22 protein-coding genes are annotated in these 21,930 nt (G+C 71.7%); 12 read left to right on the top strand and 10 right to left on the bottom strand.

Going from position 1 to position 21,930, the window contains the following annotated elements:
* The first annotated feature begins 245 nt into the window (after positions 1 to 245).
* Positions 246 to 1,172 (top strand): NAD-dependent epimerase/dehydratase family protein, encoded by a 927-nt coding sequence (locus DEI85_RS03455; protein ID WP_111123856.1) that lies wholly within the window; start codon positions 246 to 248, stop codon positions 1,170 to 1,172.
* 53 nt (positions 1,173 to 1,225) lie between these two features.
* Here DEI85_RS03455 and DEI85_RS03450 read toward each other — a convergent pair whose 3' ends face one another.
* The 3 genes from DEI85_RS03450 to DEI85_RS03440 form a co-directional block, all read right to left on the bottom strand.
* On the bottom strand, positions 1,226 to 2,575 hold the full coding sequence (locus tag DEI85_RS03450) for a fibronectin type III domain-containing protein (protein WP_146249006.1): 1,350 nt from the start codon (positions 2,573 to 2,575) through the stop codon (positions 1,226 to 1,228).
* A gap of 318 nt (positions 2,576 to 2,893) precedes the next feature.
* The gene (locus DEI85_RS03445; RefSeq protein ID WP_110862632.1) at positions 2,894 to 4,714 is read right to left on the bottom strand and encodes a DEAD/DEAH box helicase; all 1,821 of its coding nucleotides are present in this window, start codon (positions 4,712 to 4,714) and stop codon (positions 2,894 to 2,896) included.
* A gap of 91 nt (positions 4,715 to 4,805) precedes the next feature.
* Complete coding sequence (locus tag DEI85_RS03440; RefSeq protein WP_181420175.1) at positions 4,806 to 5,270, bottom strand: MarR family winged helix-turn-helix transcriptional regulator; 465 nt, start codon at positions 5,268 to 5,270, stop codon at positions 4,806 to 4,808.
* A gap of 96 nt (positions 5,271 to 5,366) precedes the next feature.
* Between DEI85_RS03440 and DEI85_RS03435 the strand changes: the two genes are divergently transcribed.
* Positions 5,367 to 7,586, top strand: a complete 2,220-nt coding sequence (locus tag DEI85_RS03435) for an MDR family MFS transporter (protein ID WP_258376367.1) — start codon at positions 5,367 to 5,369, stop codon at positions 7,584 to 7,586.
* Between the two features lie 76 nt (positions 7,587 to 7,662).
* The gene (locus DEI85_RS03430) at positions 7,663 to 8,250 is read left to right on the top strand and encodes a TetR/AcrR family transcriptional regulator (protein WP_111123854.1); all 588 of its coding nucleotides are present in this window, start codon (positions 7,663 to 7,665) and stop codon (positions 8,248 to 8,250) included.
* A gap of 296 nt (positions 8,251 to 8,546) precedes the next feature.
* Here DEI85_RS03430 and DEI85_RS03425 read toward each other — a convergent pair whose 3' ends face one another.
* Positions 8,547 to 9,305 carry an SDR family NAD(P)-dependent oxidoreductase gene (locus DEI85_RS03425; protein WP_027464432.1) on the bottom strand — a complete coding sequence of 253 codons (759 nt, stop codon included), beginning with the start codon at positions 9,303 to 9,305 and terminating at the stop codon, positions 8,547 to 8,549.
* Positions 9,306 to 9,373: 68 nt separating this feature from the next.
* Here DEI85_RS03425 and DEI85_RS03420 point away from each other — a divergent pair, with 68 nt between their 5' ends.
* A complete protein-coding gene (locus tag DEI85_RS03420; RefSeq protein WP_110862629.1) occupies positions 9,374 to 9,952 on the top strand; it encodes a TetR family transcriptional regulator in 579 nt (192 codons plus the stop codon).
* Positions 9,953 to 10,001: 49 nt separating this feature from the next.
* A complete protein-coding gene (locus tag DEI85_RS03415; protein ID WP_110862628.1) occupies positions 10,002 to 10,412 on the top strand; it encodes a VOC family protein in 411 nt (136 codons plus the stop codon).
* Positions 10,413 to 10,431: 19 nt separating this feature from the next.
* On the opposite strand, the gene DEI85_RS03410 is transcribed toward DEI85_RS03415, so the two are convergent.
* A complete protein-coding gene (locus tag DEI85_RS03410) occupies positions 10,432 to 10,701 on the bottom strand; it encodes a hypothetical protein (protein ID WP_071245932.1) in 270 nt (89 codons plus the stop codon).
* Positions 10,702 to 10,795: 94 nt separating this feature from the next.
* On the opposite strand from DEI85_RS03410, the gene DEI85_RS03405 reads away from it, so the two are divergent.
* A complete protein-coding gene (locus DEI85_RS03405) occupies positions 10,796 to 11,671 on the top strand; it encodes a DUF808 domain-containing protein (protein ID WP_110862657.1) in 876 nt (291 codons plus the stop codon).
* 95 nt (positions 11,672 to 11,766) lie between these two features.
* Here the strand turns inward: DEI85_RS03405 and DEI85_RS03400 are convergent, their stop codons facing one another.
* The gene (locus DEI85_RS03400) at positions 11,767 to 12,648 is read right to left on the bottom strand and encodes an SDR family oxidoreductase (RefSeq protein ID WP_110862627.1); all 882 of its coding nucleotides are present in this window, start codon (positions 12,646 to 12,648) and stop codon (positions 11,767 to 11,769) included.
* A gap of 84 nt (positions 12,649 to 12,732) precedes the next feature.
* Here DEI85_RS03400 and DEI85_RS03395 point away from each other — a divergent pair, with 84 nt between their 5' ends.
* The 3 genes from DEI85_RS03395 (at position 12,733) to DEI85_RS03385 (ending at position 15,231) form a co-directional block, all read left to right on the top strand.
* Positions 12,733 to 13,311, top strand: coding sequence for a TetR/AcrR family transcriptional regulator (locus DEI85_RS03395; RefSeq protein ID WP_110862626.1), 579 nt, complete (start codon positions 12,733 to 12,735; stop codon positions 13,309 to 13,311).
* Between the two features lie 37 nt (positions 13,312 to 13,348).
* Positions 13,349 to 13,783 carry a VOC family protein gene (locus DEI85_RS03390; protein ID WP_111123853.1) on the top strand — a complete coding sequence of 145 codons (435 nt, stop codon included), beginning with the start codon at positions 13,349 to 13,351 and terminating at the stop codon, positions 13,781 to 13,783.
* 62 nt (positions 13,784 to 13,845) lie between these two features.
* Positions 13,846 to 15,231, top strand: coding sequence for an FAD-binding oxidoreductase (locus tag DEI85_RS03385; protein ID WP_111123852.1), 1,386 nt, complete (start codon positions 13,846 to 13,848; stop codon positions 15,229 to 15,231).
* 119 nt (positions 15,232 to 15,350) lie between these two features.
* Here DEI85_RS03385 and DEI85_RS03380 read toward each other — a convergent pair whose 3' ends face one another.
* Entirely contained in the window at positions 15,351 to 15,746 is a 396-nt protein-coding gene (locus tag DEI85_RS03380) for a hypothetical protein (RefSeq protein ID WP_110862623.1), read from the bottom strand.
* A 277-nt stretch (positions 15,747 to 16,023) separates the two neighbouring features.
* Between DEI85_RS03380 and DEI85_RS03375 the strand changes: the two genes are divergently transcribed.
* Positions 16,024 to 16,707 (top strand): hypothetical protein, encoded by a 684-nt coding sequence (locus DEI85_RS03375; RefSeq protein WP_110865654.1) that lies wholly within the window; start codon positions 16,024 to 16,026, stop codon positions 16,705 to 16,707.
* A gap of 141 nt (positions 16,708 to 16,848) precedes the next feature.
* Positions 16,849 to 19,272, top strand: a complete 2,424-nt coding sequence (locus DEI85_RS03370) for an excinuclease ABC subunit UvrA (protein ID WP_110895287.1) — start codon at positions 16,849 to 16,851, stop codon at positions 19,270 to 19,272.
* A 64-nt stretch (positions 19,273 to 19,336) separates the two neighbouring features.
* Here the strand turns inward: DEI85_RS03370 and DEI85_RS03365 are convergent, their stop codons facing one another.
* The 3 genes from DEI85_RS03365 to DEI85_RS03355 form a co-directional block, all read right to left on the bottom strand.
* Entirely contained in the window at positions 19,337 to 19,492 is a 156-nt protein-coding gene (locus DEI85_RS03365) for a hypothetical protein (protein WP_181419963.1), read from the bottom strand.
* Positions 19,493 to 19,707: 215 nt separating this feature from the next.
* On the bottom strand, positions 19,708 to 20,415 hold the full coding sequence (mtnN, locus tag DEI85_RS03360; RefSeq protein WP_110858911.1) for a 5'-methylthioadenosine/S-adenosylhomocysteine nucleosidase: 708 nt from the start codon (positions 20,413 to 20,415) through the stop codon (positions 19,708 to 19,710).
* Between the two features lie 57 nt (positions 20,416 to 20,472).
* The gene (locus tag DEI85_RS03355; protein WP_110858910.1) at positions 20,473 to 21,393 is read right to left on the bottom strand and encodes a serine hydrolase domain-containing protein; all 921 of its coding nucleotides are present in this window, start codon (positions 21,391 to 21,393) and stop codon (positions 20,473 to 20,475) included.
* 65 nt (positions 21,394 to 21,458) lie between these two features.
* Here DEI85_RS03355 and DEI85_RS03350 point away from each other — a divergent pair, with 65 nt between their 5' ends.
* Positions 21,459 to 21,791, top strand: coding sequence for a hypothetical protein (locus tag DEI85_RS03350; RefSeq protein WP_110858909.1), 333 nt, complete (start codon positions 21,459 to 21,461; stop codon positions 21,789 to 21,791).
* Positions 21,792 to 21,930 lie beyond the last annotated feature (139 nt).

Below are 21,930 nucleotides of genomic sequence, written 5' to 3'. Positions count from 1 at the left end.
GCCGGACGTGCTGCGTCGCAAGCGTTCCTCCTGATCCACCCTGCCGGTCCCGCTCCGGTCGTCGGTGTCGACCTCGGCGTAGGGACCTGTCTACCCCAGCCACGGGCCTCCTGTCAGTCCCCTGCCCCGATCTGGGGACGGACGGACACCACACGGCACGCAGCGCTCGCCTTCCGGTCACCGGCAGGGCATGCTGCTGACGGGGCACCGCGGTCGCCGGGCCCGACCGACGGAAGCGGGACACCATGTCACACCACCTCGTGATCGGCGCAGGCCCGGTGGGCCGTCACGTCGCTGCCCTGCTCACGGAGCGCGGCGACCGGGTCACGGTCGCCACCCGCTCGGGTCGCGACACCGGCCTGGAGGCAGTGGCTCACGTCGCCCTCGACGCATCGGACCCCGACGCACTCACCCGGGCCGCCGACGGCGCCGCCGTCCTCTACAACTGCGCGAACCCCGGCGCCTACCCGGAGTGGGAGCGGGCATGGCCACCACTCGCCGCGTCGCTGCTCACCGCAGCCGAACGGACCGGTGCCGTGTACGCGATCACCGGCAACCTGTACCCGTACGGTCCGGTCACCGGGCCGATGCACCCGGGTCTGCCCGATGCCGCGACCGACCACAAGGGCGCCCTCCGTGCCCGGATCTGGGCGGACGCCCTGGCGGCTCACCGTGCTGGTCGGATCCGCACGGTCGAGGTCCGCGGTTCGGACTACGTCGGCCCGGGCATCGGCGGGAACGGCCACGTCACCCGGGTGCTCCCGGCGGCCCTGCGTGGGAAGCCCGTGACGATGATCGGCCGGACCGACCTGCCGCACACGTTCACCGACGTGCTCGACGTCGCTCGCACCCTCGTCACGACGGCGGCCGACGACTCCGCGCACGGCCGGACCTGGATGGTGCCGAGCAACCCACCACGGACGCAGCAGCAGGCGCTGACCGAGGTGCTGGCGGCGGCCGGGAAGCCCCCGGTGCCGGTCCGACGCCTGCCGGCCGGCGCGGTCCGTGCCCTCGGGCTGGTGTCACCGATGCTGCGCGAACTCGCCCAACTGGGCTACCAGTGGACGGCCCCGTACGTGGTCGACGACACCGAGACCCGGACCCGCTTCGGCCTCGAGCCCACCCCGTGGGACGAGGTGTGCCGGCGGACGGGCGCCGGGATGACCGCATGAGGGCGGGGCGGGACGCGCCGTTGCGTCCCGCCCCGCCCCGCTCGTGCCGCGGCTCAGGACACCTGGAGCCGCGAGTACTGCGCCGACGAGAGCTGCTCGGCGGCACCGCCGTCGGCGCCCACCCGCCAGAGCCCGGGCGTCGGACCGCCGTCGATCACGACGAACACGTCGCCGTCCTCGTCGGCGGCGCCCACGAAGGCACCACGACCGTTCGCGGTCGGACCGCTCATCGTGTGCTCGCTGAGCGTCCCCGCGGCGTCGCGGGCGACCAGGTGTGTCAGGGTCTGGTCGACGTGGCAGCCCTTCGGACTCCCCTCGCTGGCCGACGGGCACCACTCCGCCGACTGCAGCTGCGTGAGGTGAGTCGAGTTCACCGCGGCGTACTGGAACGCGGTGCGGGGTTCGAACAGCGTGATCGTCGTCGATGCCGCGGCGATCGCGTACCAGCCGGAGTACCCGGACCCGCCGAACGCCTGGAAGCTGACGTAGAGCGTGCCCTGGCCGTCGGCGAGCAGGCCGTTCAGGTACCCGAGACCGCTGCCGTTCGGCGCGACGACCGTCCGCTTGGTGACGGTGCCTGCCGGGCTGGCGGTGTTCACCACGCCACCGCGGCTCGTGCTCGAGAACGTCGACACCGTGCCGTCACGGCCGACCGCCCACAGCGTGCGCGTCGCCGAGCCCTCGGGCGGCGCGAAGGCGACCACGCTGGCAGCAGCACCGCCGCGCACGGACAGCTTCTGCACCGCACGGGTCACGGAGTCCACCCAGTACAGGTTGCCCTCGGCGTCGGAGCGCAGGTCCGGGGTCAGGTGCAGACCGGACGCGATGGTCTCGGTCTCGCCGCCGTCGGCCCGGTGCAGCAGGATCGCGGTGCCGTCCGCCGACGGTGTGAAGACGTCGCCGTCGGCGTTCGCGGTGAAGCCGGCGCCGTCGGTCGCGACCGTGGTGGGCTCGTCCGTGCCCGAGGTCGGGAACCGCACGACGTCGCCGTTGCCGTCGAGGGCGAACAGCGACTGCGTCGTCTCCGGCTCGGGCGCCGGCGGTGACGTCCACCGCAGCGTAACCGTGCGACCGGTCCCCCGGTGGCCGAGGGCACGCACCGAGAAGCGGTACGTGGTCGCGGGCGAGAGCTCGTCGAAGCGGTCGGAGCGGGCGCGCGGGTGGAGTCGGTGGACCTGGTGGTCGTGCCGGTTCGCGACGGCGTCGACGGCGACCTTCCAACCGGTCACCTTGGCGCCGCGGTCCGGGCCGCGCCACGTCAGCGTGGCACTGTCCGCGTCGCCGGTGACGCGGACGGCGGTCGGTGCTCCCGGCACCGACGGAGAGGTGTGCGCCGTCGCCGGCACCGCACCTCCGAAGACGAGCGCCGCGGCGGCCACCGCGGTGATGAGTGCTCGGTACACGATGGTTCCCCTGCCTTCCCCGCGGCTCCCTGCGTCACGGCTCCGGGTATCACAGCACCCTGCGGACTCCAGGGGAACGCCTGCGGGCGGGATCTGCGGTTCCCCGCACCGCAAGATGCCGCAGGCCCGGACCGGCAGACGCCGTCGTGTTCCCGAGACACCGCCGAATCCGACGGCGTCTCGCCGACTCGGCGGCGTGGAACCGACACGACGGCGTCTCGGGGCCCGGGACCCGCACCGACGACGGACGGGAGGCCCGGTGCCAGCCGGCACCGGGCCTCCCGTCAGAAGGGGGTCGCGTCTCGGACGCGGCGCGTCTCAGTAGCGCGGCTTGCGCTCCGGACGGTCGTCACGGTCACCGCGCGGCGCGCGGTCCTCGTACCGGCGCCCGCCACCACGGCGGTCCGGGCGGATCTCGATGAGCTTGCCGCTGATCCGGGTGTCGGTCAGGCGGTCGAGCACACCGGCGTCCATGTCCGCCGGCAGTTCCACGATCGAGAAGTCCGGACGGATCTGGATCGCACCGAAGTCGTCACGGCGCAGACCGCCCTCGTTCGCGAGGGCACCGACGATCTGGCGCGGCTCGACGCGGTGGCGGCGGCCGACCTCGATGCGGTACGGGGTCATCGGCTGCGAACGACGCGGTCCGCGGTCACCACGGTCGCGGTCGCCTCCACGGTCGCCGCGGTCGCTGCGCCCACCACGGTCGTCGCGGGCACCACGCTCGTCGCGCTCGCTGCGACGGGCGTCGCGCTCCATCTGGGTGCGGAGGGCGTCGTCGGCTGCGGTGAGGAGCAGCGGCGAGTCACCCTGCGCCACGACGGCCAGGGCTGCGGCGACGTCGTCCGAGGGGACGTCGTGGTGCTCGACGTAGTGCGCGATGACGTCGCGGAAGGCCGCGATCCGGCCCTGGTCCTCGAGCGCCGCGGTGATGGCGTCGTCGAAGCGGGTCAGGCGCGTCTCGTTGACGTCGTCGATGGTCGGCAGCTGCATCTGCGTGAGCGGCTGCTTGGTGTGGCGCTCGATCGCGGACAGCAGGCGACGCTCACGCGGGGTGACGAAGCTGATCGAGTCACCCGAGCGGCCGGCGCGACCGGTCCGGCCGATGCGGTGCACGTAGGACTCGATGTCGACCGGGATGTCGAAGTTCACGACGTGCGTGATGCGGTCGACGTCGAGACCACGGGCGGCGACGTCGGTGGCGACCAGGATGTCGAGCTTGCCCGACTTCAGCTGGTTGACGGTGCGCTCGCGCTGGGCCTGGGCGACGTCACCGCTGATCGCGGCGGCGGCGTACCCGCGGGCACGGAGCTTCTCGGCCAGGGTCTCGGTCTCGCTCTTGGTGCGGACGAAGATGATCATGCCCTCGAAGTCCTCGACCTCGAGGATGCGGGTGAGTGCGTCGACCTTCTGCGGGTACGAGACCATCAGGTAACGCTGCGTGATGTTCGCGGCGGTCTTCGTCTTGGTCTTGACGGTGATCTCGGCCGGGTCGGTCAGGTACTGCTGCGAGATGCGGCGGATCTGCGCGGGCATGGTCGCCGAGAAGAGCGCGACCTGCTTGTCGTCCGGGGTGTCGGCGAGGATCGTCTCGACGTCCTCGGCGAAGCCCATCTTGAGCATCTCATCGGCCTCGTCGAGCACCAGGTACTTGAGCTCGGACAGGTCGAGCGTGCCCTTCGCCAGGTGGTCCATGATGCGACCCGGGGTGCCGACGATGACGTCGACGCCGCGGCGCAGGGCGGAGAGCTGCACGCCGTACGCCTGGCCGCCGTAGACCGGCAGGACGTGGACGTTCTTCATGTGCGACGCGAACTGCTCGAACGCCTCGCAGACCTGCAGGGCGAGCTCACGCGTCGGGGAGAGCACGAGCGCCTGAGGCTTCTTGCTGCCGGACTCCATGCGGGACAGGATCGGCAGCGCGAAGGCCGCGGTCTTGCCGGTGCCGGTCTGCGCCAGGCCGACGACGTCGCGCCCGGCGAGGAGCGTGGGGATGGTGGCTTCCTGGATGGCGGAAGGGGTCTCGTAGCCGATGTCCTTGACGGCCTTGAGCACAGCGTCGCTCAGGCCGAGATCGGCGAACGTCACCACGGGCCCGTCGTCGAGGGTCTCAGTGGTGGGGGTGGTGTCCGTGCTCATACCACCAACGGTATCTCGAATGCGCGCTCCGCAGGGACGGGAGGCCCGTGGCGACGCCGCCACGGGCCTCCCGCCCGTCCCCCTGGTCACGTCACGAGCGCGTGGTGCCGATCCCCAGGACCGCGTCGGCCCGGTCGTTCAGTCGCGTCAGCATCTCGGCGAGCGAGCGCAGCTCGTCCGAGGCGAACTCCCCCGTCAGGTCGTCGAACACCTCGGCGCCGGCGGCGTCCAGCTCGTCGAGCAGTCGGCGGCCGGCGGGGGCGAGGGCGACGAGCGTGGCGCGGCCGTCGGCGGGGTCGGGCGCCCCGACCAGGTGCTCGGCCTCGATCAGCGAGGCGACCCGGCGGCTGATCACCGGGCGCGACAGCCCGGTCGCGTCGGCGATCGCGGTCGCCCGGACCGGGCCGTGCCCGGCGACGGCTCGCAGGATCACGCGGGCCGTCGGGTCGAGCCCGCCCCGGGACTCGATGAGCGAGGAGCGCAGGGTCTGCCGGACCCACAGCCGGTCGAGCTGGGATCGCAGGAGTCGCTCGGCGGCACGCCGGTCGTCGGTCACGCGCTCAGCGTAGCGGGCACATTTAGTTGCTTGCCGGAAGCAACAGATGTATCGTTGCGCGGTCTGCAAAGTTTCACAGCCAGAAAAAGGAGTTCGATGACCGCCACCGCACCCGTCCCGGTGCAGCACGGTCGGCACACCGCCGAGGCCCCCGCGGCCTCCGGGGGCGCCGGCCAGCAGCCGCTGATGACCCACCGTCAGATCCTCCTGGTGATCTACGGCCTGATGGCGGGCATGTTCCTGTCCTCGCTCGGCCAGACGGTGTTCGGCACGGCGATCCGCACGATCGGCGACGACCTGCACGGGCTGGACCAGCAGGCCTGGGTGACGACCGCGTACCTCATCACCTCGACGATCGCGACGCCGATCTACGGCAAGCTCTCCGACATCTTCGGCCGCCGCCCGCTGTACATCTTCGGCATCGTCGTCTTCATCCTCGGCGCCGTCCTGTCGTCGATGTCGACCTCGATGCTCATGCTCGCCGCCTTCCGCGCGGTGCAGGGCATCGGTGCCGGAGCGCTGATGTCGCTGCCGCTCGCGATCATGGGCGACATCCTCGCCCCGCGCGAGCGCGCCAAGTACCAGGGGTACTTCCTCGCCGTGTTCGGCATCTCGTCCGTCATCGGCCCGCTCATCGGCGGTCTGCTCGCCGGTTCCTCCGAGATCCTGTGGATCACCGGCTGGCGCTGGGTGCTCCTGATCAACGTGCCGATCGGTGTCGCGGCGCTCCTCATGGTCATCGTGTTCCTGCACCTGCCGAAGGTGCACGGCGCCGGCGACGCGAAGCCGAAGGTCGACTGGTGGGGCGCGACCGCCGTCATCGTCACCCTCGTGCCGCTCCTGCTCGTCGCCGAACAGGGCCGCATCTGGGGCTGGGGCTCCCCCGCCGCCATCGCCTGCTACGTCGTCGGTGTCGTCGGCCTGATCGGTCTGCTGCTCATCGAGTCGAAGATGGGCGACGCGGCGATCATCCCGCTCAAGCTGTTCCGCTCGGGCACGTTCTCGATGGCGACCGTCATCGGGTTCCTGGTCGGCTTCGCGATGTTCGGCGCGATGCTCACCATCCCGCTCTACCTGCAGATCGTCGTCGGACTGACCCCGACCGAGTCCGGCTTCGCGACGCTGCCGCTCGTCGGTGGTCTGATGATCGCCTCGATCACCTCGGGTCAGATCGTCGCCCGCGTCGGCCGGTACCGGATCTTCCCGGTCATCGGCACCGCGCTCGTCTCCGCCGGCTACGTCGTCCTGACCTTCATGACGATCGACAAGCCGCTCTGGTTCCTGATGATCGGCATGTTCCTCATCGGGCTCGGCCTCGGCTCGGTCATGCAGTCGCTGACCCTGGCGTCGCAGGGCTCCGTCGAGGCTCGTGACATGGGCGTCGCCACGTCGTCCGCCACGTTCTTCCGCCAGATCGGTGGCACACTCGGCACCGCCGTGCTGCTGTCCATCCTGTTCTCGGTGATGCCGGCGAACATCCTGACCGCGACCGCGAACCAGAAGGACCTCGGTCCGGCGCTCGACGCCGCGCTCAACCCGACCGTCGCCAGCGCGAAGGCGAACCAGGGCGCCATGGACAAGATCTGGACGCCCGTCGTCACCCCGCTGACGAAGACCGTGCAGTCGCAGCTCGACGCCGCCTCGGCGAAGGCGAAGCAGGCCGCCGACGCCGCGGTCACCGAGCAGGTCACCGCGGCCGTGCAGCAGCAGGTCACCGCCGGTGCCGTGCCCGCCGCAGCAGCGCAGACCGTCATCGACCAGCAGGTCGCCGCGGCCACGCCCGCCGCCGAACGGTCGGCACTCGAGCAGGTCGCCGACCAGGCGCACGCCAGCGTGCAGGACGGCACCGTGTCCGTCGACTGGGCGGACGCCGGACAGCGCTCCTACTGGGTCGACGAGCTCACCCCGGAGCTGGCGAAGAAGATCGACGACGGCAACACCACGAGCGACAGCGCCACCAGCACGAACGACACCTCGTTCCTGACCGGTGCGGACAGCCGCCTGACCCGGCCGTTCATGGCGGGCTTCAACGCCTCGTCCGTGACGATCTACTGGGTCGGTCTCGGCGTCATCCTGCTCGCGTTCGTGCTGACCTGGTTCTTCCGGGTGCCGCCGCTGCGCCAGCGGTCCGCCCTGCAGGAGCAGGCCGACATGTCCGCCGAGGCGCAGCTCGAGGCCGAGGCGGGCGCCGCCGCAGCCGAGGCCGGCTCGTTCACGGGCCCGATGACCGGGTCCGTGCCGACCGGTTCGGGTTCGACCGGTTCGGGTTCGACCGGATCGGGTTCGACCGGATCCACGCCGACGCACCGTCGGTGACCGACCGGGGCGTCCGTCCGTGCCCCCTTTCCGGGCGGGCGCCCCGCCCACACACACCAACCCACCAGGAGTCCACGTGATCACCACCCCGGCAGCGGCTGCGGCAACGGAGCCGTGCACGCTGCGTGAACGGAAGAAGCAGCAGACCCGGCAGGCACTGCACGACGCAGCGCTCACCCTGGTGTCCGCGCACGGGCTCGACGGCGTCACGGTCGAGCAGATCTGCGCCGACGCCGACGTCTCCCCCCGCACCTTCTTCAACTACTTCTCGTCGAAGGCGCACGCCGCGCTCGGGCTCGACTCCGTCGAGGTCCCGGAGCACTCCGCGGCCTGGTTCGCCGAGGCCGACGGTGCCCTGGTCGACGACCTGTGCAGCCTGGTCGCGGCCACCGTCCCGCTCTCGCAGGACCGCCTCCGCATGAAGGAGCTGCTCGTGCTCCGGCCGGAGATGTCCTCGATGGTGATGCAGTGGATGGCCGAGTCGCGCCAGTCCCTGCTCAGCGTCGTCGGCACCCGCACGGACGCGCAGACCGCCCGCACCGCGGTGACCCTGGTGATGTCGGCGCTCAGCGAGGCGGCGCACCGCGAGACCGTGCGGAGCAACGACGAGCTCGCGGACCGGCTCCGTGCCGTCGTGCGCGAGATGGCGGCGCTCGTCTCCTGAGCTGCCGCCGCCGGCCGGCTCACCTTGTCGAATCGGGCGTACCTGGCAGGAAGTTCCTGCCCGGTACGCCCGATTCCGCTTTCCAGTGCACCCGTTCTGGGAAGGAACGTCGCGCCGTGCGCGTGCCCGGAGCCGGACGGGAGGCCCGTGACGGTGTCGCCACGGGCCTCCCGTCCGTCAGGTGTCCGGGTGGCGAACACGCCGTCGTGTCTGCCCGACGCCGCGAAGTCGTCGAGACGCCCCCGTTCCCGGAGGCGTCTCGACGTGACGACGGCGTCTCGTGCCGCAGCAACGGGTCAGACGACGGACCAGCCACCGTCGCTCGGCAGCACCGCACCGTTGACGTTCGCCGAGTCATCGCTCAGCAGCCAGGTGATGGCGGCGGCGAGCTGCTCGGGCTGGGCGACCGGCGGGATGGTGGTCTGCATGATCGGACCGACCCGGCGGGCCGCGTACTCGCTGCGCATCGGTGCCTCGATGTTCGTGGCGACCGCACCCGGTGCCACGGCGTTCGCCCGGATGCCCTGCGGCCCGTGGAAGAACGCGACGCTCTTGGTGTACCCGGCGATGGCGTGCTTCGACGAGGTGTAGGCAGCACCGGCGGCCGAGGCCTTCAACGCGGCCTCGGACGCGACGTTCACGACCGAGCCCTTGCCGGCGGCGATCATCAGCGGCAGCACCGCACGCGTCAGGCGCATCGGGCCGGTGACGTTGACGCTGAAGACACGCTCCCAGGTGGCGTCGTCGACCTCGTCCGGCGGCAGGAACGCGTCCATGATGCCGGCGACGTTGGCGAGCCCGTCCACCCGGTCGCCGGCGGCGGCGATGAGTGCGTCGATGGTCTCGCTCGCGGCGACGTCGCCGACGACGGTCTCCACGGCGAAGCCCTCGAGCTCCGTGCGGAGTGCGTCGAGCCGCTCGGCCACGACGTCGGTCGCGATGACGCGCCCGCCCTCGTTCGCGATGCGCGTCGCCGTGGCGCGTCCGATGCCGGAACCCGCTCCGGTGACGATGATGGTCCTGCCGGTGAACCGTCCGGCGGTGGTGTCGGTCATGTCGTCTCCTCGATGAGAGGCGCTCACTGCGCCACACCGGTTATAGCACTCAGTGCCGAAAGGTCTCCATGAGCTCGACGAACGACCGTCCGACGGGGCGCCCGCGCACCATCGACCCCGACGCCGTGTCCCTCGTCGCACTCCGGCTGTTCGACGAGCAGGGCTTCGACGCGGTGTCGATGGAGGACGTCGCCTCGGCGGCCGGGGTGAGTCGTCGGTCGCTCTTCCGGCTGTTCCCGAACAAGGCGGCGCTGGTGTGGGGCGGTCTCGACGAGTTCGCCGCACGGTTCCGCGAAGCCCTGCGGTCACGGCCGGCAGACGAGCCCTCGGCGGTGGCGCTCCGGGCGGCCTACCGGATCGGAGCGACGTTCCCGGACGACGCGGTCGAGGTCACCCGACACCGACTCCGGGTCATCCGCGCGAACCCGTCGCTCGAGCACGTCGGCGCCGCCACGGTCACGGCCCTGACCGACGAGATCCTGCGGTACGTGGCCGAGCGGGACGGGGTCACCGCCGACGACCTCGTCGTGGCCGTGCGCGCCCACACGCTGGCCGCCGCCGCGAGCGCCGCACTCACCTGGTGGGCACTGCACGGCGACGGACGGCCGGAGGACGTCGTGGAGCGCGCACTGGCGCTGCTCGGCTGACGAGTCCCCGGGGTTCCCCCACTCCGCACACCGGAGTACCTTGCCGGGCATGCACACGACCGGACCCGCGCCGTACTTCCAGTTCGCCGGCGCCGCCAGGCAGGCCCTCGAGCACTGGCAGCGGGTGTTCGGTGGCGAGGTGCAGATCGCGACCTACGCGGACTTCTCCCGCACGGACGGTCCGGCCGACGCCGTCGCGCACGGCCAGCTCACCGGCGAGCTGCAGCTGTTCGCCGCGGACCCGAGCGAGCGCGACACCCCGTTCTCGGCGACGGGGCTGCTCTTCTCACTGCTCGGCGCTGCGGAACCGGGCGTCCTGCGTCGGTGGTTCGACCAGCTCGCCGAGGGCGGCACGGTCGTCGACCCGCTGCAGCAGCGCCCGTGGGGCGACTGGGACGGCACCGTCCGTGACGCGTACGGGGTCACCTGGCTGATCGGGTTCGAGGACTCGGCGCGCTGAGTCCCGCCCGCTGCAGCGCCTACTGCTGGTCGGACGGCAGCAGCGGCGCCCAGAAGGCGTCGGGACCGTCGGCCTGCACCGCGTCGCGCTCGAACCGGAACCCGTAGTCGCGCACGAAGTCGAGGGCCGCGGCCTGCTCGTCCTCGGCGTCGTCGTGGTCCGCGTCGAACAGGTACACCCCGTGCCCCATCGCGACACCGGCGTCGCTGATGACGGAGAGGTCCCAGCGCCCCTGTTCGGAACGCTCGATCCGGACGACGGCGGCCTGGGATGCGGTGAAGTCAGCCATGTCGCGAGCCTACGGACGCCCCGTGGCTGGCGTTCAGGATGCTCCGCGGCCACTACGCTGTGCACGGTCACAGGTCAGACGAGTGGAGAACGAATTGTCAGTCGGATTGCTCGCCGTGGTGGACGACATCCTCTCCGCAGCCCTCAAGGCCAGCGCGAAGACCGCCGGGGTCGTGATCGACGACGCCGCCGTCACGCCCCAGTACGTGCAGGGCCTCGAGCCCGCTCGTGAACTCCCGGTCGTCGGGCGCATCGCCCTCGGCAGCCTGTTCAACAAGTTCATCATCATCATCCCGCTGGCCTTGCTGCTCACGGCCTTCGCACCCGGGGTGCTGCCGTGGCTGCTGCTGCTCGGCGGCACCTACCTGTGCTTCGAGGGTGCCGAGAAGGTCACCGAGTGGTTCGGTGTCCACCACGAGGGCGGGTCCGACGAGGCCGTCACCGAACCGAAGCTCGTCTTCGGCGCCATCCGCACCGACCTCATCCTGAGCACCGAGATCATGCTCATCGCACTGGCGGGCCTCGATCCAGACCTGGGGCTCTGGCCGACGCTCGGCGCCCTGATCGTGATCGGTCTGGTCATGACCGCGGTCGTCTACGGCGCCGTGGCACTGCTCGTGAAGGTCGACGACATCGGCCTGCAGATGATGAAGAACTCCGTCCGCCGCACCCGCCGGATCGGTGCCCGCATCGTGCGTGCGATGCCGATGGTCTTCCGGGTCATCAGCGTCATCGGCACGGTCGCGATGCTGTGGGTCGGTGGCCACCTGGTCATCGCGAACCTCGCCGAGACCTTCTGGCACGGTCCGTACGACCTGCTGCACGTGATCGAGCACGCGCTCGAAGCCGCAGGCCCCGTCGTCGTCTGGATCGCCGACACGGCCGTGTCGGCCGTGGTCGGCCTCGCGCTGGGCATGGTCGTCGTCGGCATCGTGCTGGGCATCGGCCGCCTGCGCGGCAAGCGGCACTGACGCGGCTGCACGGCGGACGGGAGGCCCGTGGCGGTCCGACGCCGCGCCTCCCGTCCGGCGCACCGCGCGCCCACCGCTGACGGTGCGAGCCGCACTCAGCGCTGCACGTTCTCCAGGTCCTCGAGCAGGCTCGGGTGCGTCGGGACCCAGCCGAGCGCTCCGCGCGTGTGGGCACTCGACGCCGGCTGGTCCATCGCGAAGATCGGCGCGAACGCGCCGAACGTCTCGTCGGCCACCCGCTCGACGGGCAGGCCGAGCCGACGCCCGATGACCTCGGCCAGGTCACGCACCCGGTCGCCCTCGTCGGCGACCGCGTGCCAGACGGTCCCCGCCGGAGCACCTTCGAGCGCGAGCCGGAACAACACCGCGGCGTCCGCGGCGTGCACGGCGGGCCACCGCTGCTCGCCGTCGCCGGGGTAGCCCGCGACCCCCGCCTGTCGGGCCGCCTCCGTCAGGATCCCGGCGAACCCGCCCGTGCCGTCCGCGTGCACGGTGCGCGGCAGCCGGATCGCCGAGACCCGGACACCCCGTGCCGCCAGGTCGAGGGCGGCGAGAACGGATCGGGCTCGCCCCGCGACCGGCCCCTCGAGCGGGAGCGGGTCGGTCTCGACCGATGCCCGACCAGGCTCCCACGGTGTGCCGGAGACGACGACGAACGGGCGGTCGCTGCCGACGAGCGCCTCGCCGAGTGCGGCCATGGCGGCACCTTCCTCGGCGATGCCCCGCTCGAGCGCCTCCGCCGAACTGAAGTCGTTCGAGAACGCGAGGCTGATGACCCCGTCGGCGGCGCGTGCGCCCTCGCGCAGCACGTCGAGGTCGGTGAGTGCACCGCGGGTGGGGGTCGCCCCCGCGGCGACGAGGGCAGCGGTCGACCGGTCCGACCGGGCCAGGGCCGTGACGGTGTGCCCGGCTGCGATGAGTTCGGTGACGACCGCGGTGCCGATGGTGCCGGTGCCGCCGGTGACGAAGACGTGCATGGTGCTCCTCAGAAGTGATGGGACTTTTGTACCGTCACCGTACACCTGCGATGGGACAATTGTCCCGTCGCGTATGATCGTCCCATGGTGCGATGGCAACCCGGGGCCCGGGAACGACTGGTCCTGGCCGCGGTCGACCTGTTCTCCGAGCAGGGCTACGACGAGACGACCGTCGCGCAGATCACCGACCGCGCCGGTGTCACGAAGAGCACGTTCTTCCGGCACTTCCCGGACAAGCGCGAACTGCTCGTCGCCGGGCAGGAGACCCTGAGCCGGCTCCTGGCCGAGGGGATCACCGGTGCACCGGCCGGCGCCACCCCGCTCGATGCCGTCGCCGCGGGACTGGAACGGGCCTCGGACGAGATGGGACCGCTCAACCGCGAGCTCGGACCACGACTGCGAGCGGCCGTCGCCGCCAGCGCCGAGCTGCAGGAGCGCGACGCCCTGAAGAGCGTCGGGATGGCCGCGGCCATGACCGACGCCCTGGTCGGCCGCGGTGTCGCCGACGCGCCCGCTCGGCTGGCCGCCGAGATGGGTGTCCTGGCATTCAAGCAGGGCTTCGAGCGGTGGTCCGGTGTGGGGCGCGCGGACGACGACCGGCTGGCCGACCACGCCACGGCCGCGCTCGCGGAGCTCCGAGCCGCGGCCGCCCAGCTCGGCTGAGCGGACGCCGGTCGCGCATCGTCGTATCCTCGGCGCCATGGCAACGGTGCGACAGGTCCAGGTGACGTTCGACTGCGCCGAGCCGGAGCGTGTCGCCCGGTTCTGGTGCGAGGTCCTCGGGTACGTGGTGCCACCGCCCCCACCGGGGTTCGCCGACTGGGACGCGTTCGACCGGTCGCTGCCGCCGGAGCACCGAGGATCGGCCTTCGCGTGCGTCGACCCGACGGGTGCCGGGCCCCGCCTGTTCTTCCAGCGCGTCCCCGAGGGCAAGACGGCGAAGAACCGGGTGCACCTGGACGTCCGGGTCGGCACCGGGCTGGTCGGTGCCGAACGGCTCGCGGCCCTCGACGCCGAGAGCGCCCGACTGGTCGGACTCGGCGCCACCCAGGTCCGTCGCATGACCGCGGACCAGGTGAACGAGTCGTGCATCGTCATGCAGGACGTCGAGGGCAACGAGTTCTGCCTGGACTGACCGGCGTATCGTCGACGGACCCGAAACCGCACCGCCGCGCCACGGAAGGACCCCCACCCCGAATGACCGTCACCACCGCATCCGACGCCACCGCCCTCGAACACCTGCTGGGGTCGGACCAGGTGCTCCGCGACCCGGAGTCGCTCGAGCGCTACCGTCACGACGACGCCGAGTGGGCCGACTCCACCGCGCCGCTCGCCGTGGTCCTGGCACGCAGCACCGACGACGTCGTCACCGCCGTCCGCTGGGCAGCAGCCGCGGGTGTCCGGGTCGTCCCCCGTGGTGCCGGCACCGGCCTGTCCGGCGGCGCGAACGCGATGGCCGACTCGATCGTCGTGTCGCTCGAGCGGATGAACCGGGTGCTCGAGGTGAACACCGACGAGCGCTACGCCGTCACCGAGCCCGGCGTCATCAACGACGCACTCCGCGCGGCGGTCGCCGAGCACGGCCTCTGGTACCCGCCGGACCCGGCGAGCTCGGCCATCTCGACGATCGGCGGCAACGTCGCGACGAACGCCGGCGGCATCTGCTGCGTCAAGTACGGGGTCACCCGCGACTACGTGCTCGGCATGACCGTCGTGCTGGCCGACGGATCGGTGGTCGAGCTCGGTCGCCGGACGGCGAAGGGCGTCGCCGGGTACGACCTCACCGGGCTGATGGTCGGTTCTGAGGGCACGCTCGGCATCGTCGTGTCGGTCACCGTGAAGCTGCTCCCCCTGGCCGGCCGTGACGAGCGGGCGGTGATCGGGTACTTCCCCTCGCTGACCGCAGCGGGCGACGCCGTGGCCGCGATCTCGCGCGCGGGCATCATCCCCGCGGCACTCGAGATCGTCGACCGCACCTGCCTGCGAGCCGTCGACGCCTGGATGCACCTCGGGCTGCCGGCGGACGTCGACACCCTGCTGCTCGCACGGGTCGACGAGCGCGGTGCGGCCGGCGACGGGATCGCCGACCACGTCGCCGACGTCTTCGCGCGGGCCGGCGGCACGGACGTCGAGCGGGCCACCGATCCCCAGGACATCGACCGACTGTTCCAGGCCCGCCGACTCGCCTACCCGGCACTCGAACGGCTCGGTCCGGTGTTGACCGAGGACATCTGCGTGCCGCGGAGCGCGGTGCCCGAGATGCTCCGGCGGATCCAGGTGACCGCGGACGCACAGGACGTCACGATCGCCAACATCGCGCACGCCGGCGACGGCAACCTGCACCCGCTGATCATCGCGCCCGAGGGCGACGACGCCGCGAAGGCCCGTGCGAAGACCGCGTTCGACCAGATCGTGGCGGACTGCCTGGCGCTCGGTGGGACCGTGACCGGTGAGCACGGCGTCGGGCTGCTGAAGCTGCCGGGCCTGCGGGTCGAGCTCGGCGACCGCGTGCTCGCGATGCACCGCTCCGTCAAGGACGCGCTCGACCCGGAGGGGACCCTGAACCCGGGCAAGGCGTTCTGACCGGGCAGACGACGGACGGGAGGCCCGGTGCCAGCTGGCACCGGGCCTCCCGTCCGTCAGGTGGTCGCGTTCAGCGACCGGTGTGCGTCACGCAGGAGCGCATCCGCACGCCCGCCCGCTCAGTGGCGACGGAAGTACCCGTTCGCGCCACCGACGTACATCAGGATGGTCGCGATGAGCACCGCGATGCCACCGATCCAACCGAAGGCGTTGCCACCCGAGGCCGCGCCGACGCCGACACCGATGAGCTGCAGGATCGCGAGGACCGTCAGCACGATGCGGGCCCAGTTGCGGCCGTCGCGCATCTTGAAGACGATGATGAGCTCGATCACGGCGAGGATGAACGCGAAGATCGCGCCGCCGACGAGCGGGGCGGTGCCGACGTCCTGTGCGGCGGACGAGCTGCCACCCGAGACCAGACCGATGATGCCCTGCAGGATGTTCGCCAGGACCACGACGAGCCAGATGACGAACGAGACGGTGACGGAGGTGGGACGACTGGACGTCGATGCCATGGGGAATGCCTTTCTCTATGGACCACGTTCAGCGGCCTCTCAGAGAACGTACTTGCAGGCGCGCTCGCTGTCCGGATGAGCCCGAAGGTCACAGAGCGGTAACGACGGCGAATCCGTCCAAACCCTTCGCCGCAGGGTGCCGAATCACCTGCAACGACCGGGAAACACCCGGAGCGCTCACCAGCCGCACATCGCTGGTTCTCCACCCCACCGAGGGTGTGTTCGGCGCGCACACAGCAGCCGCGCCGAGCGCGACAACAGCAAAGGAATGATCACGATGCGTAAGAGCCTCAAGACCTCCATCACCCTCGCCACGACCGGCGCCCTCGTCCTCGGCGGTGCCGCGTTCGGGATCTCCTCCGCACAGGCCGCCACCCCGAACGTGCACACGGTGTCCTCGTCGTCCGAGTCGAAGATCCCCGCACCCGTCGCCTCGGTCCCCGAGGTCCTCGGCGGCTCCACCGCCGTGAAGCTCGACTCCGGCTTCACCGACGCCCTCACCGCCCTGAAGCTCACCCCCGGCGTCTCCGGCGACGCGACCCTCGCCGACGGGTCGGTGTCGTTCCCGATCACCGCCGGGTCGGTCACCTACTGGTCCCCGGACGGCAACTACCGCCCCTACGTGCAGGGCCTGCTGAACCACGACGACTCGGGTCTGACCCTGAAGGCCGGCGACACCACCGTCACGCTGGAGAACTTCGTCGTGAACCCGGGCTCGTCCAAGCTCTACGGCGACGTCCTGGTCAACGGCAAGGTCGCCGCGGCCAACGCGTTCCTGTTCGAGCTGCACGGCGGCTCGCTCAAGCCCCTCCAGCTCGAGGGCGACAACGCCATCCTGACCGGCACCACCGTCCACATCTCGGAAGACGCCGCCGGCCTGCTGAACAAGACCTTCGGCACCGACGCCGTCAAGCGCGGCCTGCTCGTCGGCACCGCCACCATCACCGCCCAGATCAAGTAACACCTGCCGCACCACCGCAACACGAGCACCACCGCACGACGCGAAGAGTCGCTCCGCCGATCAGGGCGGAGCGGCTCTTCGTCGTTCGCGGTTCCGCCGGCGGTCCTGCTCCTCCCAGTGGCCGAGCCTACGATCGAGCGAATGCCCGCTCCTCGCTCGACCCCCACCGACGACCGACCCGGGCCGGACGACTTCATCCGCGTCCGAGGCGCCCGCGAGAACAACCTGCGTGACGTCGACGTGGACATCCCCCGCGACCGGATCGTCGCGTTCACCGGCGTCTCCGGCTCAGGCAAGTCCTCGCTCGCCTTCGGCACCGTCTTCGCCGAGGCCCAGCGCCGGTTCCTCGAGTCCGTCGCCCCGTACGCGCGGCGGCTGATCGCGCAGGGGTCCACCCCGCACGTCGACTCCATCACCGGACTGCCGCCCGCCGTCGCCCTGCAGCAGCGTCGCGGCGCCCCGAGCTCCCGCTCCACCGTCGGCACCATGACCACGCTGTCGAACTCGATGCGCATGCTCTACTCGCGCGCCGGCACCTACCCGTCCGGCGCCGACCGGCTCGAGTCGGACTCCTTCTCGCCGAACACCGTCGCCGGCGCCTGCCCCCGGTGCCACGGCATCGGGACCGCGCACGAGGTCACCGAAGCATCGGCCGTGCACGATCCGTCGCTGAGCATCCGCGACGGCGCGATCACCGCCTGGCCCGGTGCGTGGCAGGGGAAGAACCTGCGCGACGTCACCGCCGTGCTCGGCTACGACATCGACCGCCCGTGGCGCGAGCTGTCGCGCAAGGACCGCGACTGGCTGCTCTTCACCGAGGAACAGCCCGTCGTGCAGGTGCAGCCGAAGCGTGACCGCGTGGCGAAGCCCTACAAGGGACGCTTCTGGAGCGCGCGCCAGTTCGTGCTGCACACCCTCGCCGACTCGCAGAGCGAGACCCAGCGCAAGAAGGTGCTGCAGTTCGTCGAGTCCGGCCCGTGCGGGCTCTGCGGCGGCACCGGCCTGACCCGAGCGGCACTCGCCGTCACGATCGGCGGCCACTCGATCGCCGAGCTGAACGCCCTGCCGCTGACCGGCCTGGCCGACGTCCTGCGCCCGATCGCGGCGATCACCGACGCGGCAGCGGCGACGTCGCGAGCATCGTCCGGTGAGCACACCGAGGTCGCCGTGGCGATCTCACGCGACCTGCTCACCCGCGTCGAGGTCCTGGTCGGTCTGGGCCTCGGCTACCTCGCGCTCGACCGCGCCACCCCGACGCTCTCCCCCGGCGAGAGCCAGCGGCTGCGGATCGCGACGCAGCTGCGCTCCGGCCTGTTCGGCGTCGTCTACGTGCTCGACGAACCGAGCGCCGGGCTGCACCCCGCCGATGCCGAGTCACTCGTCGACGTCCTCGACGACCTGCGCGCCGGCGGCAACAGCGTCTTCGTCGTCGAGCACGACATGAGCATCGTGCGCCGAGCCGACTGGATCGTCGACGTCGGCCCCCGCGCGGGCACCGGCGGCGGCACCGTCCTGTACAGCGGCCCGGTCGCCGGCCTGGCCGAGGTCGAGGCCTCGGTCACCCGGCGCTTCCTGGAGCCCCGGCAGCCGACCGCCGACCGCGCGGTCCGGACCCCGATCGGCACGCTCGAGCTCCGCGACCTCACCCTGCACAACCTGCGGGGGCTCGACGTCGACCTGCCGCTCGGTGTCCTCACCGCGGTCACCGGAGTGAGCGGCTCCGGCAAGTCGTCGCTCGTCGGCGGCGTCCTGCCCGGGGTCGCCACGTCGCACCCGCTCATCGACCGCGTCGTGCAGGTCGACCAGAAGCCGATCGGCCGGACACCCCGCTCGAACCTCGCCACCTACACCGGCCTGTTCGACGCGGTCCGGGCCGCCTTCGCCCAGACCGACGACGCGAAGGCCCGGGGCTGGACCGCCGGACGGTTCTCGTTCAACGTCGCCGGCGGACGGTGCGAGGTCTGCCAGGGCGAGGGGTCGGTGTCCGTCGAACTCCTCTTCCTGCCGGGCAGCTGGGCTCCGTGCCCCGAGTGCCACGGCTCCCGCTACACGGCCGAGACGCTCGAGGTCCGCTGGAACGGGGCGTCCATCGCCGACGTCCTCGGCATGACCGTCGACGAAGCGGCGCCGTTCCTGGCGTCCCTGCCCGCGGCCGGGCGGGGACTCGAGACCCTCCGCGAGGTCGGCCTCGGCTACCTGCGGCTCGGTCAGCCCGCCCCGGAGCTGTCCGGCGGTGAGGCGCAGCGCATCAAGCTCGCGACCGAGCTGCAGCGCGCGCGGACCGGCCACACCCTGTACCTGCTCGACGAGCCCACCACCGGCCTGCACCCGGCCGACGTCGAGCTGCTGACCGCCCAGCTCGCCCGTCTGACCGACGCCGGCAACACCGTCGTCGTGGTCGAGCACGCGATGGACGTCGTCGCGAGCGCCGACCACGTCATCGACATGGGTCCCTCGGGCGGTGACGACGGCGGCCGGGTCGTCGCCGCCGGTACGCCCGCCGAGGTCGCCGCCTCGACGACCAGCCGGACCGCGCCCTACCTGCGGGACCAGCTCGGAGGCTGAGCGCCCCGAACGCAGAAGTGCCCGCCAGGATCACTCCTGACGGGCACTTCGTGGCTGCCGCTGGTTACCGCTGGACCGCTTCCGGGGCGTCATCGCGGAAGAAGTCGCTGCCACTGTGCGTGTAGCCGACCTCACCCGTCCGGCGCCACTGCTTGCGGACGCGCTTGAAGGTGGTGATGCGTGCAGGTTCGACGTTGTCGTCGCTCGTGTAGGCGCTCATGGCTGATCTCCCTGTGTGATTGGCCGTGGTTCCTTGGCCCCCCGAAATGGAGGCTAGCGAGAGGCTCCGTGCCGGGTTCGCGAATCGTCCCGGAACGTCCGTGGAACGCAATTCCGGCCCGCGCGCGACGAAGCAGGGACGAACGTGAGGCCCGGATCACCGCCGCCGGACCGGCGGCGGCGAGTCGCGCCTCCAGGCCGGTGCACGGGGCGGACTCAGGAACGCAGGCCGAGCACCAGGTCGTGGACCACGCGCGCTGCGCGCGCCGCGGCGTCGTCCAGGTGCTCGCGGAACTCGGCGCCGTCCGGCGCGCAGAGGTCGCTGATGCACCGGACCGAGACGAACGGCATGTCGTGCACGTGGGCGAACTGCGCGATCGCGGCCGACTCCATGTCGACCGCGGCCACGTCGGGGAACGCGACCCGGAGCGCACGAGCGCGGCCCTCGGTGACGAAGACCTCGCTCGAGCCGATCGTCGCCGACCGCAGGGGCCACGCGATGTCGGCCCCCATCGCGAGCTCGACGAGCCGGGCGTCCGGCGCGTAGCCGGTCGGCATACCGGGCACCTGGCCCAGGGCGTAGCCGAACGCCGTGGCGTCGGCGTTGAGGTTGACGTACCGGTCGCCGACCACGACGTCACCGATCGCGATGCCGTGCATGAGGCCACCGGCGGTCCCGACGCTGATGACCGGGATGCCCGGGCCGAAGTCGTGGAAGCCGTGGGCGACGGCGGCCGTGGCGTTCGTGAAGCCGATGCCGCTGCGGCGCACGACGACCGTGGCGCCGCCGATGTCGAGCAGCTGGTGCGGGTCGTGCCCACCGACGGGGCCGTCGAGGACGGGGACACCGCCGAAGAGGTCGGCGAAGGCCGAGACCTCTTCGCTCATGGCCGCGATGATGATCGCGACGGGTTGCTGCTGCACTGATCGATCCTCCCACGCCGGGCGCGCGCGGACGTGCAGGCCGGGTCGTCGCAGGTGCTACCGGCGGGGGTCCTGGCGGGCCAGCTCGTCGGCGACGAAGGCGGCGAGCGCGTCGGCGCCGAAGTGGTCGTCGGCGGTGATGGTGACGACGGTGCCGGTGTCGTCGTCGCCCTCGGTCTCGTCGAACAGCAGCATCTGACCGTACGCACCGTGCAGCCGCCAGAGTCGACCGGGGCCACCCCACCCGGCCATCGCGTACCGCTCGTAGCCGATGCCGGTGCCCTCGCGCTCCACCCACTCGGAGTGCATCGCGTCGCACCACGGTGCACTGACGATCCGCTGTCCGTCGACGACCCCGCCGTCGCGGATCAGGCGTCCGACGCGAGCGAGTTCCTCGGTGCGGAGCGACAGCCCCTCGCCCGCGGCGACGAACCCGTTCGGGCAGCGTTGCCACGCGACACCCTGGATGCCGAGCGGCGCGAACAACCGGTCCGCGACGAACGCGCCGACGTCGCCGATCCGGGTCTCGAGCACGCGCATGGCGGCGTAGGTGCTGGCGTTGGCGTACTGGAACACCCGGCCGCGGGACGGTCGCCGCAGGAACTCCGCCGCCAGGTCCGGCCAGTCCGTCAGCTCGGTCGCCGACCACGGCATGTCGATGCCACTCGTCATGGTGAGCAGGTGCCGGAGGGTGACGTGCTTCACGCCGTCGCCGAGCGCGAGGCCGGGCACGTACCGAGCGATCGGCTCGTCGACGTCGACCAGGCCGTCGTCGGCGGCGATACCCGTGGCCAGGACGCAGACGCCCTTGGCGGCGGAGTGGACCTCGCGTCGGACGTCGGGGGTCCAGTGGTGCTCGGCGACGTCGTCGGTACCGACCGCACCGGTCCGTGTCCGCACGTGGACGCCGTGCGCGTCGAAGCCGGTGGCGTCGACCTGACGCACGACGGCGTCGAGGATGCTCGCTGCGGTGTGCACGCCCCATCTTCTCGCGGTGGGGCGCCTGCGGGGACGGGCAGTCGCCACCGCGTACCGTCCGGCTCGTGTCCGACGAACAGCCCCGCCGCCCCGATCCCTACCGCGTCGGCGACCAGCCCGCACTCCGGACGGCGTCCGGCTCGAACTGGCTCGTGTGGGGAGCCGTCACGGCCGTGATCGTCGCCGCGGTGATGGTCCTCATGGCGATCCGTGCGCCGGCGATCGGCTGGCCGGCACTGGTGCTCGTGGTCGTGCTGTTCGCGGTGATGGTCGTGGTCCGCGCCGCCGTGCGGCCGCAACGCACGCGGCTCGTCACGCTGGCCGTGCTCGACCTCGGCATCGTGGTCGTCGGGCTGGTGGCGACCCTCGCGGTGCTGTACTCGACGCCAGCAGCCTGAGCCGATCCGGAGACGCGACCGGAGGACGCGGGAGACGCGACCCGGTGACGGACGGGAGGCCCGGTACCAGCTGGCACCGGGCCTCCCGTCCGACGTTCGGTCACGACCTCCGCCGTTCCTCGTCTCGTGGTGACGGGTG

It is taken from the genome of Curtobacterium sp. MCBD17_026, from assembly GCF_003234895.2.
Classification (GTDB): Bacteria; Actinomycetota; Actinomycetes; order Actinomycetales; family Microbacteriaceae; genus Curtobacterium; species Curtobacterium flaccumfaciens.
Note: the sequence above shows the minus strand (reverse complement) of the source record. Positions and strands in the feature narration are given on the sequence as shown.